The organism is Streptomyces sp. RKAG337 (genome assembly GCF_023701715.1).
In the GTDB taxonomy this organism is placed as follows: domain Bacteria; phylum Actinomycetota; class Actinomycetes; order Streptomycetales; family Streptomycetaceae; genus Actinacidiphila.
Genome location: NZ_JAJOZA010000001.1, coordinates 1745247 through 1761236, shown reverse-complemented (window position 1 = coordinate 1761236; position 15990 = coordinate 1745247). Strand labels below are relative to the sequence as shown.

The 15990-nt window shown below is 71.1% G+C and carries 14 protein-coding genes; 7 read left to right on the top strand and 7 right to left on the bottom strand.

The window, feature by feature from the left end; genetic code table 11:
* Positions 1-74: 74 nt before the first annotated feature.
* The 4 genes from LNW73_RS07745 to recX all read left to right on the top strand — a co-directional run bounded on the left by LNW73_RS07745 (position 75) and on the right by recX (position 3334).
* On the top strand, positions 75-269 hold the full coding sequence (locus LNW73_RS07745) for a DUF3046 domain-containing protein (protein WP_250989437.1): 195 nt from the start codon (positions 75-77) through the stop codon (positions 267-269).
* A gap of 114 nt (positions 270-383) precedes the next feature.
* Complete coding sequence (locus tag LNW73_RS07740; RefSeq protein ID WP_250992845.1) at positions 384-1469, top strand: AI-2E family transporter; 1086 nt, start codon at positions 384-386, stop codon at positions 1467-1469.
* A gap of 172 nt (positions 1470-1641) precedes the next feature.
* Positions 1642-2760, top strand: a complete 1119-nt coding sequence (gene recA / locus LNW73_RS07735; protein ID WP_250978049.1) for a recombinase RecA — start codon at positions 1642-1644, stop codon at positions 2758-2760.
* A 4-nt stretch (positions 2761-2764) separates the two neighbouring features.
* Positions 2765-3334 carry a recombination regulator RecX gene (recX, locus tag LNW73_RS07730; RefSeq protein ID WP_250978050.1) on the top strand — a complete coding sequence of 190 codons (570 nt, stop codon included), beginning with the start codon at positions 2765-2767 and terminating at the stop codon, positions 3332-3334.
* Positions 3335-3402: 68 nt separating this feature from the next.
* Here the strand turns inward: recX and LNW73_RS07725 are convergent, their stop codons facing one another.
* The 5 genes from LNW73_RS07725 to LNW73_RS07705 form a co-directional block, all read right to left on the bottom strand.
* Complete coding sequence (locus LNW73_RS07725) at positions 3403-5088, bottom strand: FAD-dependent monooxygenase (protein ID WP_250989436.1); 1686 nt, start codon at positions 5086-5088, stop codon at positions 3403-3405.
* A gap of 222 nt (positions 5089-5310) precedes the next feature.
* Positions 5311-6162 carry an amino acid ABC transporter permease gene (locus tag LNW73_RS07720; RefSeq protein WP_250989435.1) on the bottom strand — a complete coding sequence of 284 codons (852 nt, stop codon included), beginning with the start codon at positions 6160-6162 and terminating at the stop codon, positions 5311-5313.
* Positions 6159-6806: an amino acid ABC transporter permease gene (locus LNW73_RS07715; RefSeq protein WP_250978053.1), complete on the bottom strand. Its 648-nt coding sequence runs from the start codon at positions 6804-6806 to the stop codon at positions 6159-6161. Before LNW73_RS07715 ends, LNW73_RS07720 begins: the two co-directional genes overlap by 4 nt.
* Positions 6807-7013: 207 nt before the next feature.
* Positions 7014-7937, bottom strand: coding sequence for a glutamate ABC transporter substrate-binding protein (locus LNW73_RS07710; RefSeq protein ID WP_250978054.1), 924 nt, complete (start codon positions 7935-7937; stop codon positions 7014-7016).
* 57 nt (positions 7938-7994) lie between these two features.
* On the bottom strand, positions 7995-8771 hold the full coding sequence (locus LNW73_RS07705; RefSeq protein WP_250978055.1) for an amino acid ABC transporter ATP-binding protein: 777 nt from the start codon (positions 8769-8771) through the stop codon (positions 7995-7997).
* A gap of 293 nt (positions 8772-9064) precedes the next feature.
* Here LNW73_RS07705 and LNW73_RS07700 point away from each other — a divergent pair, with 293 nt between their 5' ends.
* Together LNW73_RS07700 and LNW73_RS07695 are read left to right on the top strand one after the other, a co-directional pair.
* The gene (locus tag LNW73_RS07700; RefSeq protein ID WP_250978056.1) at positions 9065-9799 is read left to right on the top strand and encodes a response regulator transcription factor; all 735 of its coding nucleotides are present in this window, start codon (positions 9065-9067) and stop codon (positions 9797-9799) included.
* Positions 9800-9816: 17 nt separating this feature from the next.
* Complete coding sequence (locus LNW73_RS07695) at positions 9817-11223, top strand: sensor histidine kinase (RefSeq protein ID WP_250989434.1); 1407 nt, start codon at positions 9817-9819, stop codon at positions 11221-11223.
* A gap of 70 nt (positions 11224-11293) precedes the next feature.
* Here LNW73_RS07695 and LNW73_RS07690 read toward each other — a convergent pair whose 3' ends face one another.
* Positions 11294-13264 carry a bifunctional serine/threonine-protein kinase/glutamate ABC transporter substrate-binding protein gene (locus tag LNW73_RS07690; RefSeq protein ID WP_250989433.1) on the bottom strand — a complete coding sequence of 657 codons (1971 nt, stop codon included), beginning with the start codon at positions 13262-13264 and terminating at the stop codon, positions 11294-11296.
* Positions 13265-13310: 46 nt separating this feature from the next.
* Positions 13311-14294, bottom strand: a complete 984-nt coding sequence (locus tag LNW73_RS07685) for a TAXI family TRAP transporter solute-binding subunit (protein ID WP_250989432.1) — start codon at positions 14292-14294, stop codon at positions 13311-13313.
* Positions 14295-14441: 147 nt separating this feature from the next.
* Between LNW73_RS07685 and miaB the strand changes: the two genes are divergently transcribed.
* On the top strand, positions 14442-15941 hold the full coding sequence (miaB, locus tag LNW73_RS07680; protein ID WP_374117348.1) for a tRNA (N6-isopentenyl adenosine(37)-C2)-methylthiotransferase MiaB: 1500 nt from the start codon (positions 14442-14444) through the stop codon (positions 15939-15941).
* Positions 15942-15990: the final 49 nt, after the last annotated feature.

Genomic DNA, 15990 nt, shown 5'->3' with positions numbered 1-15990 from the left:
CACCTCGCGCTCACCCTCCGCCCCCGTCCGCCCGACCCCCCTTCGCACCTCTCGCGGCGCGGGATACTGGGCGCATGAAGTTGACGGTGTTCTGGGAGCGGATGCGGGTGCAGTTCGGGGAGGGGTATGCGGATTCGTTCGCCCGGGATCATGTGATGGCGGAGCTCGGCGGGCGGACGGTGCGGGAGGCGCTGGACTCGGGGTGGGAGGCCAAGGACGTGTGGCGCGCGGTCTGTACGGCGATGGATGTGCCGGCCGGACGGCGCTGAGACCGCGGAGGGTTGGTCCCGGACTTTCCGCCCCGCGCGTTCAGACTGGGGTTCGTGTCAGGAACCGGCGAAAGCACCGTTCAGGAGGAGGAGCCACCGGCTCCGCGTGCGGGGATGCCGCAGTGGCTGCCGCGCGCGATGCTGCTGGCGCTGGCGCTGGTGGGCTGCTTCCAGCTGGCCGGCTGGGCGTTCCACCAGGTGACCGGGCTGCTGATCAACATCCTGATCGCGTTCTTCGGCGCGCTGGCCATCGAGCCGGCGGTGGACTGGATGGCGGCGCGCGGGATGCGGCGCGGGGTGGCCACCGGGCTGGTCCTGCTGGGGGCGATCATCGCGGTCGCGGCGTTCGTGGTGGCGCTCGGCTCGCTGCTCGTGGACCAGATCACGACGATCGCCGACAACTTCCCGCAGTACGTGAACGACGTCGTGGTGTGGCTCAACCGGAACTTCCACACGAAGCTGGACGTCGGAAAGCTGCAGGACAACGTGCTGCACTCCGACTGGCTGCGCAACTACCTGCAGAACAGCGCGGGCAACGTGTGGGGGCTGTCGGCCACGGTCGTCGGGGCCGTCTTCCAGCTCCTCACCGTGGTGCTGTTCGCGTTCTACTTCGCGGCCGACGGACCGCGGCTGCGCCGGGCGCTGTGCTCGGTGCTGCCGCCTGCGCGGCAGGCGGAGGTGCTGCGGGCCTGGGAGATCGCGGTCGCCAAGACGGGCGGGTACATCTACTCGCGGGCGCTGATGGCCCTGGTGTCGGGCGTCGCGCACTACGTCCTGCTGCAGGTGCTGGGGGTGCCGTACGCCCCGGCGCTGGCGGTGTGGGTGGGGCTGGTGTCGCAGTTCGTGCCGACGGTCGGGACGTATCTCGCGGGCGCGCTGCCGATGCTGATCGCGTTCACCGAGGATCCGTGGGACGCGCTGTGGGTGCTGTGCTTCGTCGTGGTCTACCAGCAGTTCGAGAACTACGTGCTGCAGCCGCGGATCACGGCGAGGACCGTGGACATCCACCCGGCCGTCGCCTTCGGGTCGGTCATCGCCGGTACCGCGCTGCTGGGGGCGGTCGGCGCGCTGGTCGCGATCCCGGTGACCGCGACGCTGCAGGGGTTCTTCGGGGCGTACGTGAAGCGGTACGCGGTGACGGACCCGAGGGCGCACGGGCCGCGGCGGCGGCCCTGGCTGCGGAGCAGACATCGCACCTGAGGCCCCGCGTGTCGCTTGACACGCAAATCGAACATCCATTCTCATGGGTGGTCCGGGCCGGTTATCCGCGGAGGTTTTCCACAGCTCGGAGCGACGGCCAGGCGCATTGTCAGTGGCAGGGACTAGCGTCATGGACGTGAAGCGATCGACTCAAACATCCCGGGTGGAGCCCATGGCAGGTAACGACCGCGAGAAGGCGCTGGACGCCGCGCTCGCACAGATTGAACGGCAGTTCGGCAAGGGCGCGGTCATGCGCCTCGGCGACAAGCCGAACGACCCCATCGATGTCATCCCCACCGGGTCGACCGCACTGGACGTGGCACTCGGCGTCGGCGGTCTCCCGCGTGGCCGTGTGGTGGAGGTGTACGGGCCGGAGTCCTCCGGCAAGACCACCCTCACGCTGCACGCGGTGGCCAACGCGCAGAAGGCCGGCGGCACGGTGGCGTTCGTCGACGCCGAGCACGCGCTGGACCCCGAGTACGCCAAGGCCCTCGGTGTCGACACGGACAACCTGCTGCTCTCCCAGCCGGACACCGGCGAGCAGGCGCTGGAGATCGTGGACATGCTGGTCCGCTCCGGCGCGATCGACCTCATCGTGATCGACTCCGTGGCCGCCCTCGTGCCGCGGGCCGAGATCGAGGGCGAGATGGGTGACTCGCACGTGGGTCTGCAGGCCCGGCTGATGAGCCAGGCGCTGCGCAAGATCACCGGTGCGCTGCACCAGTCCAACACCACGGCGATCTTCATCAACCAGCTCCGCGAGAAGATCGGTGTGATGTTCGGCTCGCCGGAGACCACCACCGGTGGCCGCGCGCTGAAGTTCTACGCCTCCGTACGGCTCGACATCCGCCGTATCGAGACGCTCAAGGACGGAACGGACGCGGTCGGCAACAGGACCCGCGTCAAGGTCGTCAAGAACAAGGTCGCACCGCCCTTCAAGCAGGCGGAGTTCGACATCCTCTACGGCCACGGCATCAGCAAGGAGGGTGGCCTGATCGACATGGGTGTCGAGCACGGCTTCGTCCGCAAGGCCGGTGCCTGGTACACGTACGAGGGCGACCAGCTCGGCCAGGGCAAGGAGAACGCCCGTAACTTCCTCAGGGACAACCCGGACCTCGCCGACGAGATCGAGAAGAAGATCAAGGACAAGCTCGGCATCGGTGTCCGGACCGTAGCCCCCAGTGTGGAGCCGGGCGCGGACGCGGCGGGCCCGGCGGCCGATCCCGCCAAGGCCGAGGTTCCGGCGCCCAAGACGGTGAAGGCGACCAAGGCCACCGCGGCCAAGGCCTGAGGCCGTGGCGAGTCGGTACCCCGATCGCGGCGGCTCTTCCGAGTCGAGGGCCTCGAAAGAGCCGCCGCTCAGCCCGGAGGAGCAGGCGCGGGCGTTGTGCCTGCGCCTGCTCACCGGGAACCCCCGCACGCGTAAGCAGCTCGCCGACGCGATGCGCAAGCGGGAGATCCCGGACGACGTGGCGGAGCAGCTGCTGGAGCGGTTCCAGGAAGCCGGCCTGATCGACGACCAGGCGTTCGCCAACGCCTGGGTGGAGTCCCGGCACCGCGGGCGCGGCCTCGCCCGCCGGGCGCTGGCCAGGGAGCTCCAGACCCGTGGGGTGGACGCGGAGCTGGTCACCGAGGCGGTGGGCCAGCTCGACTCCGACCAGGAGGAGGAGCGGGCCCGCGAGCTGGTGGACCGCAAGCTGCGGACCACCCGGGGGCTGGAACGCGACAAGCGGCTCCGCCGCCTCGCGGGAATGCTCGCCCGCAAGGGCTATCCGGAGGGCCTCGCCCTCCGGGTGGTCCGCAGGGCCCTGGAGCAGGAGGGCGAGGACGAGCCCGATGTCCTGGAGTACCACCCGCTGGGATGACGCCCCGCTGCGACGGACCCCCACACCCGCCCGCTCCCGGCCGTTCATCGGCCGGGAACGGACTGGCCCTAGGGCGTCCGGCCGCTGACCGGTTCGTCCTGCGGTGCGGTCCGGTGCGGGGGGCCGCCGCGGGCCAGGTCCGCGTAGGAGTACAGCTCGGCCGGGCGGCAGCCGACCATCGCCGTCACCAGATGGCCGTCCGGGCGGATCAGCAGCACGCTGTGCGCCGTCGCACCGGGATAGCTCTCGGCGACCAGCAGCTCGGCGCTCATCGGCAGTGCGGCGACCGCCGACGCGAGCCGCGGCATCAGACCGGCCGTCAGCCAGTGCCGGCTGTCCCACACACCGGTGCCCGGGGCGATCAGCATCACCAGCAGGTTCTGGCCCAGCCGGTCCCGCAGCCGGCCGACCGTGCCGTCCAGCGCCGTCACCGGCACATCGACGACCAGCCCGCCCGGGGGAGTGGCGCAGGTGGCGACCAGCGGTGACCCGGCGGTCTTGCCGCCGCCACTGCCGCCCCCGCCCGGCCGCGGCGCGGGCAGAGCGAGCGGCGAGCGGCCGTAGACCGGCGGGGACGCGGCGGATCCCCGGCCGAGGTGGCTGTCGGTCAGCAGCTCGGCGTGCCCGCGGGCGGATCCGGAGAGCAGCGAATGGCGGACCGTGTTCCAGGTCCCGCCGGCGCGTACCAGCGGCAGAGCCTGGTCGGTGGCGCGCAGTCGGGCGCCGACCGCCTCGCGCCGCTCGGCCTGATAGCTGTCGAGCAGGGTCTCGGACGCGCCCTCGTGCCAGGCGAGCGCGAGCTTCCAGGACAGGTTCTCGGCGTCCCGCAGGCCCTCCTCCACGCCCTGGGCGCCCAGGGCGCCCATCAGATGGGCGGCGTCGCCGGCGAGGAACGTCCGGCCCACCCGCCAGCGGCGGGCGAGCCGCTGGTGCACCGGGTACTCGGCCGAGCCGGCCAGTTCGTACGGTACGACGCTGCCGCACCACGTGGTCAGGATGGAGCGGATCCGGGTCACCAGCTCATCGGCGGTCAGCAGGTCGCCCCGGGCGGGCAGCAGCCAGTCGAACCGCCACAGGCCGTCCGGCAGCGGACGGGCCGTCACCTCCTGGCCGGTACCGGCGCCGGGGGGATCGCGGTGCAGCAGCGCCACACCGGGTTCCGGGAGCTCGACGCGCAGCGCGGCGACGGCGTGCCGGTCGACGGCGGTCTTCCCGGGGAAGCGCACCGCGAGCAGCTTGCGGACCGTGGAACGCGGCCCGTCGCAGCCCACCAGATAGCTGCCGCGCCACCAGGTGCGGTCGGCGCCCCGGGTGTGCACGGTGACGCCGGTGGCGTCCTCGTCGACCGCGTCGACGCGGGAGCCGGTCACGATCCGCACGAGGCCGTGGCCGTGCAGGGTCTGGCGCAGGCCCCGTTCCAGCCGGTGCTGGGAGATGTGCACCGGGGACGGCCGGGCGGGTTCGCCGTCGGACGCGGGGCCGAAGTCGACGCGCAGCACCTCCTGCCGCCGGCGCAGGGTGCGCCACCCGGTCCAGGTGGTGCCGTCCGCGTACACCTGCGGATAGCCGAGCCGTTCCAGCAGGGCGGCGGTATCCGCGCCCAGGACGGTGGTGCGTGGATGGCGCAGGTCGTCACGGGCGTCGGCCGGCCCCTCGGCTTCGTCGAGGACGATGGTCGGGACACCGCGTTTGGCCAGAGCGAGCGCGAGGGCGAGGCCCACAGGGCCCGCCCCCGCGACGATCACCGGGTCCACAGGGCGGTCCCCGGAAGATGTGCAGTCACGATACGTATGCAATCCACTGCGGGTGCGTGCGTCAAGTGACGGCGGAACGTCGGCGCGGTGCGAACCGGCACACCGTCACTCCGCGAACCGACGTACCGTCACTTCCGTCACCGACGCACCGTCAATTCCAGCGCGGATGACGGCACATCCCCGCTGCCGTCACTCCGGCCTCACGCCGCCCTCATGTCGCTGTCACTCCGCCGTGGCGACCAGTGCCTCCGCCTCCGGCGTGGCCGGCGGGGCGCCCTTCGGGCTGCGGCGGGCGCGCTTCTCGACCCAGGTGGCGATGGCGGAAAGCAGCATGCACATCGCGATGTAGATCGTGCCGATGACGAGCAGCACCTGGAAGTACGGGTAGTTCCCGAGGGTCGGTGTGTTGCCCGCCAGGATCCGGCCGACGTACAGCAGTTCGGTGTAGGCGATCAGGTAGCCGAGCGAGGTGTCCTTCAGGGTCACCACGAGCTGGCTGATGATGCTGGGCAGCATGGCCCGTACGGCCTGCGGGACCAGGATGGTCAGCATGACCTGGGTCTTGCGCATGCCCAGCGCGTAGGCGGCCTCGCTCTGACCCTTGGGCACGGAGTTGATGCCGGCCCGGAAGATCTCCGCCTGGACCGAGCCGTTGTAGAGCGTCAGACCGATGACCAGGGCCCAGAAGGGCTCGAAGACGGTCGCCCACAGCAGATAGATCATGATGATCAGCGGCAGTGCGCGGAAGAACTCCACGGCGGCCGAGGCGGCGATCCGCACCGGCTTGTGGTCCGAGAGCCGTCCGGCGGCGAACACGGTGGCCAGCAGCAGCGAGAAGACCGCCGCGAGGGCGAACGCCTTGAGGGTGGCGACCACGCCGTCCGTGATCTGCTGCTGGACCCCGGCGTACTGGAACAGGTCCCACATGTAGGACTTGAACTCGCCCTTGGAGTTGAGCCGCACGGCGAAGAAGACCAGCAGCCCGGCGAGCGCCAGGCTGCCGATGACCGTGTAGATCCGGTTGCGCAGCCGGGTCCTGGGACCCGGGGCGTCGTACAGCACACTCGCCGTCATCGGGCCACCGCCAGCCGGTTCTCGAGCAGCCGGAACAGGCCGCTGATCGCAAACGTGATGATCAGGTACGCGAGGGCGATCCAGATGAAGATCACGGTGAGGTTGAGGCCCCGGTCGCTCAGGAGCTTCTGCGTGGAGAACAGCTCCGTGACGCTGAACGCACCGGCGATCGCCGAGTTCTTGGTCAGCGCGATCATGAGGCTGCCGACCGGCGCGATGACCGTACGGGCCGCCTGCGGAAGGATGATCAGCCGCAGGATCTGGGTGAACGTCATCCCGATGCTGCGCGCGGCCTCGGCCTGTCCGAGCGGCACGGTGTTGACGCCGGAGCGCACCGCCTCGCAGACGAACGCCGAGGTGTAGAAGCCGAGCGCGAGCACCGCCAGCTGGTACGAGGTGAGGCCGGTCGTGAGGACCTCGGGCACGATGAAGGTGGCCACGAGGAACAGCAGCGTCAGCGGGGTGTTGCGCAGCAGCGTCACCCACAGCGTGCCGAAGGCCCGCAGCGGGGGCACCGGCGAGACCCGGAACGCGGCGATGAGCACCCCGAGCAGCAGGGCGAGCACCGCGCTGGCACCGGTGAGCGACAGCGTGCCGAAGAATCCCTGGCGGAACAGGGCGAAATTGTCGAACAGCACGTTCATCGTGGCTCACCTCGCCGGTTCGCTGGGGTCTGGCAGGAAGGCCAGGAAGGCATCGTCGGTCCAGGGCGTGCGGGGGGTACGACGGGTCGCGCCCCGGAGGGAAGCAGCATCGAGGTTGGCCTCACGAGGGCGTTGCGGCCCGCCGGCCGGCCGGCGGCCCGTCGTCAGGACGACGGTGCCGCGGCGGCCGGCCTGCGGGTCGGCTGATCAGTAGCGGTCGAGGGCCGGCGGCGCGGTGTACGGGGCGCCGGACAGGCCCAGCGTCGCGTCGTAGGCCTTCTTGTAGTCGCCGTTGTCCTGGTGCGCCTTCAGCGCGTCGCTGATCGCGTCGCGCAGCACCTTGTCGTCGTGCGCGAGGCCGACGCCGTACGGCTCCTGGGAGAACTGCTTGCCGACCACCCGGAACTTGCCGGGGGCCTGCGCCGCGTAGCCCTTGAGGATCGCGTCGTCCGTGGTGACCGCGTCGACCTGGCCGGTCTGGAGCTGCTGCACGCAGTCCGAGTACTTGCCGAGCGCGTTGACGACGGCTCCGTACTTCGGGTCCTTGATCCGCTCCAGCGGCGTGGAGCCGGTGATGCTGCAGACCTTCTTGCCCTTGAGGGTGTCCGGGCCGGTGATGTCGGTGTTGCTCTTGGCCACGAGCAGGTCCTGGCCGGCGATGTAGTACGGGCCGGCGAAGGAGATGTCCTTCTTGCGGGCGTCGTTGATCGTGAAGGTGCCGACGTAGTAGTCCGCGTCGCCCTTCTTGATCGCCGGGACGCGCAGGCTGGAGTCGAAGGTCTTCCACTCGATCTTGTCGGGACCGAAGCCGAGGTCGGCGGCGACCATCTTGGCGATCTCGATGTCGAAGCCGTTGCGGTCGTTGCTGCCGGGCGGCTGGAAGCCCAGGAACGGCTGGTCGGACTTGACGCCGATGACCAGCTTGCCGCGCTGCTGTGCCTTCTTCAGTACGGCGGAGTCGAGCGTGACGCCCGTCTTCGGCGCGTACGTCGGCAGCTTCGGGGCGTCGGCGCCGGTGGTGGCCTTGGCGCCGGGCGCGGTCGGCGTGCCCTCCTTGCCGCCACAGGCGGTCACGGAGGCGGTCAGCGCCAGGACGACGAGTCCGGCGGCGGCGGATTTACGGATATTCATGGGGACATCCCTTGCGTCGTCAGGCGTCAGGCATAAGTCGTCGGTCGTCAGGCAACGTCAGTGGTGAAGGATCTTCGAGAGGAAGTCCTTGGCGCGGTCGCTGCGCGGATTGCTGAAGAACTGCTCCGGCGTCGCTTCCTCGACGATCCGTCCGTCGGCCATGAAGACGACCCGGTTGGCGGCGGAGCGGGCGAAGCCCATCTCGTGCGTGACGACGATCATCGTCATGCCGTCCCGGGCGAGCTGCTGCATGACCTCCAGCACCTCGTTGATCATCTCCGGGTCGAGCGCGGAGGTGGGCTCGTCGAAGAGCATGACCTTGGGGTCCATCGCCAGCGCGCGGGCGATGGCCACCCGCTGCTGCTGTCCGCCGGAGAGCTGCGCGGGGTACTTGTCCGCCTGGACGCCCACGCCGACCCGGTCGAGCAGCTGTCGCGCCCGGTCCTCGGCCGCCTTCTTGTCGGTCTTGCGGACCTTGACCTGTCCGAGCATCACGTTCTGCAGAACGGTCTTGTGCGCGAAGAGATTGAAGGACTGGAAGACCATGCCCACATCGGCACGCAGCCGGGCCAGTTCCCGCCCTTCCTGGGGAAGCGGCTTCCCGTCCACCGTGATGGAGCCCGAATCGATCGTCTCCAGCCGGTTGATGGTGCGGCACAGCGTGGACTTGCCGGACCCCGAAGGACCGATGACGACCACGACCTCACCGCGGGTGATCGTCAGGTCGATGTCCTGGAGCACGTGCAGCGCGCCGAAGTGCTTGTTCACGCCTCCCAGTACGACCAGCTCATCGGTCGCCGGCGCGGCGTCCTTGGTCACTGAGACTTCGGTCATCGGCCTGTGCTCCATCCTCGTCGGTCTGGCAGACCTTAGTGATGCATGATGACGAGCGTCATTACATCTGAGCTGAACTTGAGCATCACGATTCGGATACTCTCCGCCACGAGTGATGTGCCCTGTGTTGTCGTGCGTACCGGCTGGATAACAGTCCGCGGCAGGTACCGATGCCCCCTTGACGCGCCCCTCGCCGGTCGGTCTGTATTCCGGGTAGGTACCGGATGCAGGCCGACGGCGGGCGTCCGATCCATGACCGAACGATTGCCGATGTGGGAAAGGAGGGTGAACCGATGCGATTGCTGCTGGTGGAGGACGACGACCGGGTTGCCGCCGCACTGTCGGCCGTGCTCGCGAAGCACGGCTTCGACGTCACCCATGCCCGCAGCGGCGAGGAGGCGCTGCGCGCGCTGCTGCCCGCCCAGGGCCCGTCCTACGGGTGTGTGCTGCTCGACCTCGGCCTGCCCGACCAGGACGGCTTCGAGGTGTGCAGCCGGATCCGCCGGCGCACCTCCACCCCCGTCATCATGGTCACCGCCCGCGCCGATGTGCGGTCCCGGATCCACGGTCTGAACCTCGGCGCCGACGACTACGTCGTCAAGCCGTACGACACCGGTGAGCTGCTCGCCCGGATCCACGCCGTCGGCCGCCGGCCCCCGCTGCGGCCCGGCGCGGAGTCCGCCGCCACCGCGCCCGACGGCGGATCCGGTGCCGGCGAGCGGCCGCCGGCCGGCAGTCTGCAGCTCGGCCCCGTCGACATCGAACTGCCCACCCGCCGCGTTATGGTGAGCGGCGAGCCGATCGCGCTCACCCGCAAGGAGTTCGACCTGCTGGCCCTGCTCGCCCAGCGGCCCGGGGTGGTCTTCCGCCGCGAGCAGATCATCAGCGAGGTGTGGCGCACCAGCTGGGAGGGGACGGGGCGCACCCTGGAGGTGCACGTCGCCTCGCTCCGCGCCAAACTGCGGATGCCGTCCATGATCGAAACGGTGCGCGGGGTCGGTTACCGGCTCGTCGTTCCCGCCGTCTGAGATCCAGGACCCCGCCGTTGAGCTCGCGTCTTCTCCCCCTGCTGCTCGCGTTGATGGCGGGCGTCCTGCTGGCCCTGGGCTTTCCGCTGGCCGCGAGCATGGCCGCCGCACAGCAGCAGCGCGTCGTCGTCGACCGCATCGACGACACCGCGCGCTTCGCGTCGCTCGCCCAGTTCGTCACCTCCCGCACCCCGCAGTCCGCCAGCGACGTCGGGGACGACGAGCGGCTGCACGCGCTGCGCTCCGAACTCAGCCGGTACGAGGAGCTGTACGGCATCCGCGTCGGTGTCTTCTACCGCGACGGCACCGCGATGGGTGTGGCGCCCGCGGACTGGGCGCTCCCCGAGGCGGGCGAGGCGTACGGCGCCTACAGCGCGGCACTGGCCGGCCGCCGCAGCCACGACCCGGAGCAGGTCTGGCCCTGGCAGCGCCGCACGCTGGCCGTCGCTTCACCGATCATCCGCGACGGGGACGTCGTCGCCGTCGTCCTCACCGAATCGCCCACCGGAGCGCTGCGTTCGCGCATCCTGCACGGCTGGCTGCTGCTCGGCGCCGGTGAGCTGGCCGCGATGGCCATCGCCGTGCTGTTCGCGTTCCGGCTCACCGGCTGGGTGCTGCGACCGGTCGCGATCCTCGACCGCGTCACGCACGACATCGCCACCGGGCGGATGAAGTCCCGGGTCGCGGCGGCCGGCGGGCCGCCCGAACTGCGCCGGCTGTCCCGGTCGTTCAACGAGATGGCCGACAACGTCGAGCAGGTGCTCGAACAGCAGCGGGCCTTCGTCGCCGACGCCTCCCACCAGCTGCGCAATCCGCTGGCCGCGCTCATGCTGCGGATCGAGCTGCTCGGCTTCGAACTTCCCGAGGGCAACGCGGAGGTGGCCTCCGTCCAGGACGAGGGCAGACGGCTCGCCCAGGTCCTGGACGATCTGCTCGGCCTGGCGCTGGCGGAGCACGCGGACGCGGACCTCGCCCTCACCGACATCGCCGCACTCGTCGGCGAGCGCCTCGGCGCGTGGCGACCGGTCGGCGCGCGCGAGGGCGTCGCCCTGGAGTACGCGGGCAAGACCGCGGTCACCGGCTGGTCCGATCCGGTCGCGCTGTCCAGCGCGCTGGACGCCGTCATCGACAACGCGCTGAAGTTCACCCCGCGCGGCGGGCTGGTCCAGGTGCTGGTCGCGGGGGAGGGCGACGAGGTCGCCGTCACCGTCTCCGACGGCGGACCCGGCCTCACGGAGGAGGAGCTCGCCCGGATCGGCGACCGCTTCTGGCGCAGCCCCCGCCACCAGAACATCGACGGCTCCGGGCTCGGCCTGTCCATCGCCCGCGTCCTGCTGACCCGGAGCGGCGGCCGGCTCTCCTTCGCGGCGAACGAGCCCACCGGCCTCGCCGTGACCCTCAGGGTCCCGCGCTCGGCGCCGTAGCGCAGCACCTGGCGGCTCCGCCGTGGAGCAGCACCTGGCGGCTCCCCGGAAGCGGGCGATTTCCGGCTCCCTAGCCGCACTCCGTCTGGTCGGGTGGCAGCTGGTCCGCCAGCTCCTTCGGGGCCAGCGGCTTCAGGTAGGTGTTGTACGAGGACTTCCAGCGGCCCGAGGAGATCTCGTCCCGTATGGCGTCGCACACCGCGGCGCGCAGCGCCGGCTCGCCCCGGTGCAGGCCCACCCCGTACTGCTCGCTGGCGAACGGGGCGCCGAGCAGCCGCAGTTCCGCTGGGTGCTGGGCCCGGTAGCCGGCCAGGATCACATCGTCGGTGGAGACCGCGTCCACCGTGCCGGCCAGCAGGTCGGTGACGCACAACCCGTACGAAGCGCGCGGTTCCAGCACTATCCGCGGGTACTCGGTGCGCAGCCGCGCCTCCGGCGTGGAGCCCTGCACGGTGCAGACCTTGTGACCGTCCAGGTCGGCGACGCCGTTCACGCCGGTCGACCGGGCCGGCACCAGGAAGTCCTGTCCTGCCACGTAGTACGGGCCGGCGAAGTCCACCGACTCCTTGCGCTCCTGGGTGATCGAGTAGCTGGCCACTATCAGGTCGACCTGCCCGGTGCTGAGCCGGTACTCGCGGCTCTGGGTGTTGACCACCTCGAACCGCACCGTGGCGAAGCCCAGATGCTTCGCGACCGCCCGTGCGATGTCGATGTCGAAGCCGCGGAAGCCGCCTGGAGCCTCCGGCGAACGCTCGCTGAGCCCCGGCTGGTCGCCCTTCACCCCGACCAGCAGGAAGCCGCGCTCCCGGGCCGCCCGCAGGGTCGCGGAGCTGCCGATGGACGGGGCGGCGGACGCGGTGAGCCGGTCCACGGTGAACCAGCCGGCGGTCACGAGCACGACCATCGCCAGTGCGGCCGCCGCCCCCGCACGGCGCCCGCGGAGGCGGGCGGCGAGGCCGCGGGGCGGGACGGGCGTACCCGAGTCCGCCGAAGCGGACGGATCAGAAGGAAGAGAAGGATCAGCTGAACCGGATGAAGCAGTCGAAACGGGCGGGTCGGTCACGTCCGGCGGTTCCAGCGGGCCCGTGTCGGCGCCGGTGCTCGTGACGTTGTCGCCCGCGGTCCACGGGGACTCCGTGACCGGCGGGCGGCCGTCCTCCGGGTAGAACGCCGTCGGATACTGCGGGGTCTCCTGCGCCACATGCTGCAGCAGCTGCTCCGCGCGCTGCGCCGTCAGCCGCTCCAGCGGGTCCTTCATCAGCAGGCCGTCGATCAGCGGCCGCAGCGGGCCGCAGTACTCCATCGGCGGCGGCTCGTCCTCGCGCACCGCCTCCAGGACCTCGTACGGGGTCGGCCCGCGGAAGGGCGCGCGTCCCTCGACCGTCTCGTACAGCGTCACCCCGAGCGACCACAGGTCGGCGGCGGGCGTCGCCTCGCGCGGCGACCGGCCCTGCGGGGTGCACAGTTCGGGTGCCAGGTACCGCGGGGTGCCGACGAGTTCGTGCAGCCGGGTCACCTGGGCCGCGCCCTCGAAGGTCGCGATGCCGAAGTCCATCAGCACCGCGCGGCCGTCCCGGCGGAACAGGATGTTGTGCGGTTTCACGTCCCGGTGCAGCACGCCCGCCGCGTGCACCGCCCGCAGCCCGCGCAGCACCTCCAGGCCGATCCGGGCCGTCTGCAGTGCCGCCAGCCGGCCGCGTTCCTGCAACTGGTCCGCGAGGGACCGCGGGTTGACCTGCTCCATCACGATCCAGACCTGGCCGTCGGCCTCGATCACATCGTGCACGGCCACCACGTGCTCATGCCCGATCCGGGCGATGGCCCGCGCCTCCCGGCGCGCCCGCTCCACCCACTGGGCCTGGGTGTCGGGGTCCACCGCGCCCCGGAACAGCAGTTCCTTCACGGCGACCTGGCGCCCCAGCCGGTTGTCGTACGCCTCCCACACCACGCCCATACCGCCACGGCCCAGCGGGCGCTGCAGCTCGTACCGGCCGTCGACAAGAGTGTGGGGCCCGCCGTCTGGTGTACCCCCGTTTCGCATGCGTAGAGATTAGGGCCTATCCCCGACACTCGTGCGAGGGCCCGCCCTAGGGCTTTACCGACCGGTAGTAGCGGCTGGCCCCTTCGTGCAGCGGGAGGGGGTCGGTGAAGACGGCCGTGCGCAGGTCCACCAGCTGGGCGGCGTGGACCTTGTTGCCGATCTCGTCGCGGCTGTCGATGACCGCGCGGGTGAGCCGTTCGACGAGCCCGGTGTCCGCCCGGTCGGTGGTCACCAGCAGGTTGGCGACGGCGATGGTCGTGACGGCCGTGCCGTGCTGCATCGTCGGATAGGCGTCGGCGGGCATCACCGCCTGCCGGTAGTAGCCCATCGTGTCGCCCTTGGCGTGCAGCTTGTCCACCAGGTCGCCGAGCTGGACGAGCTTGACGTTGCTGGACGCCGCCAGATTGGTCACGGTGTTCGTCGGCAGCCCGCCGGACCAGAAGAAGGCGTCGAGCTTGCCCGCCTTGAGCAGGCCGGGCGCCGTGTCGATGCCGACCGGCACCGCGGTGAGGTCCTTGGCCATGTCGAGCCCGGCCGCGTCCAGCAGCCTGCGGGTTATGAGGTGCACGCCGGAGGCCGCCTGGCCCACCCCGACGCGCTTGCCGCGCAGATCGCGGGCGGAGCTGATCGGCGAGTCCCTGGGGACTATGAGCTGCATGTAGTCGTCGTACAGCCGCGCGCAGGCGCGCAGCCGGTCCTTGCCCGGGCCCTGGTAGTCCGCGACCGCGTCGGCGGCGGCGATCGTGAAGTCGGCCTGCCCCGAGGCGACGCGTTTCACGTTGTCGACCGAGCCCTGCGACTGGACGAGGTTCACCGTCACCCCGGGCAGCTGGTCCCGCAGATCGGTCTTGAGCATCTTCCCGTAGGTCTCGTACACCCCGGCGGCCACACCGGTGGAGAACGAGACCGGTTCGTTCGGATACGAGGGGCCGCGGGACGGCAGCAGCCACCACAGGAGCAGCGCGAGGGCGGCGGCGGCCGCGAGGACCGACTGCAGCGCGCGGCGTCTGCCGATGTGGGGGATGTTCATGGTCCGGATCCTGCCAGGCGGGCGTCGCCCTGGGTAGGGCAGACCCCGGCGGCCGGCCTCGCGGGCGGGGCCGGTGGGGCGGGAGGGGCCGAGGGGCCGGGCCGCCCGCGGCTCTCCGTACCCCCGCGCCCCCCGTACCCTGGTCGGGTGAGCGGTGAGGTGGCTGGTTTGAGGACATACGAGGTCCGCACCTACGGGTGCCAGATGAACGTGCACGATTCGGAACGGCTGTCCGGCCTCCTGGAGGGCGCGGGCTATGTCCGCGCGCCCAAGGGAGCGGACGGGGCGGATGTCGTCGTCTTCAACACCTGCGCGGTGCGGGAGAACGCCGACAACCGGCTCTACGGCAACCTCGGCCAGCTCGCCCCGCAGAAGGCGGCCCGGCCGGGCATGCAGATCGCGGTCGGCGGCTGTCTCGCGCAGAAGGACCGCGACACCATCGTGAAGCGGGCCCCCTGGGTCGACGTGGTCTTCGGCACCCACAACATCGGCCGGCTGCCGGTGCTGCTGGAGCGGGCCAGGATCGCGGAAGAGGCGCAGGTCGAGATCGCCGAGTCGCTGGAGGCGTTCCCCTCGACGCTGCCGTCCCGCCGCGAGTCCGCCTACGCCGCGTGGGTCTCGGTCTCGGTGGGCTGCAACAACACCTGCACCTTCTGCATCGTGCCCGCGCTGCGCGGCAAGGAGGAGGACCGGCGGCCCGGCGACATCCTCGCCGAGGTGGAGGCGCTGGTCGCCGAGGGCGTCGTCGAGATCACCCTGCTCGGGCAGAACGTGAACGCGTACGGCTCGGGGATGGGCGACCGCGAGGCGTTCTCCAAGCTGCTGCGGGCGACCGGGCAGATCGAGGGGCTGGAGCGGGTGCGCTTCACCTCCCCGCATCCGCGTGACTTCACCGACGACGTGATCGCCGCGATGGCCGAGACGCCGAACGTGATGCACCAGCTGCACATGCCGCTGCAGTCCGGCTCCGACACCGTCCTCAAGGCGATGCGCCGCTCGTACCGGCAGGACCGTTACCTCGGCATCATCGAGAAGGTGCGCGCGGCCATGCCGGACGCCGCCATCTCCACCGACATCATCGTGGGCTTCCCGGGCGAGACCGAGGCGGACTTCGAGCAGACGATGCACGTGGTGCGCGAGGCGCGCTTCGCGCAGGCCTTCACCTTCCAGTACTCCAAGCGCCCCGGGACCCCGGCCGCCGACATGGACGGGCAGATCCCCAAGGAGGTCGTCCAGGAGCGCTACATGCGGCTGTCGGCGCTCCAGGAGGAGATCTCCTGGGAGGAGAACAAGACGCAGATCGGCCGCACGCTGGAGGTCCTGGTCGCCGAGGGCGAGGGCCGCAAGGACAAGGCCACCCACCGGCTGTCCGGCCGGGCCCCCGACAGCCGTCTGGTGCACTTCGAGAAGCCGGCGGGCACCGACCCGCGTCCCGGTGACATGGCCACGGTGGAGATCACCTACGCCGCCCCGCACCACCTGCTCGCCGAGCGCCCCGCGCTCTCCGTGCGGCGCACCCGGGCCGGCGACGCGTGGGAGCAGCGCAACGCCGCGCCCAAGGCGCCGGCCGGGGTGATGCTCGGGCTGCCGACGATCGGCGCCCCGGCGCCGTCGCCCGTGGTGGAGAGCGGCTGCGGGCTCGGCTGACGACAGCGGCGGCGCGTCGTTCCGCAGGGCCGGCACCGACGGTCCTGCG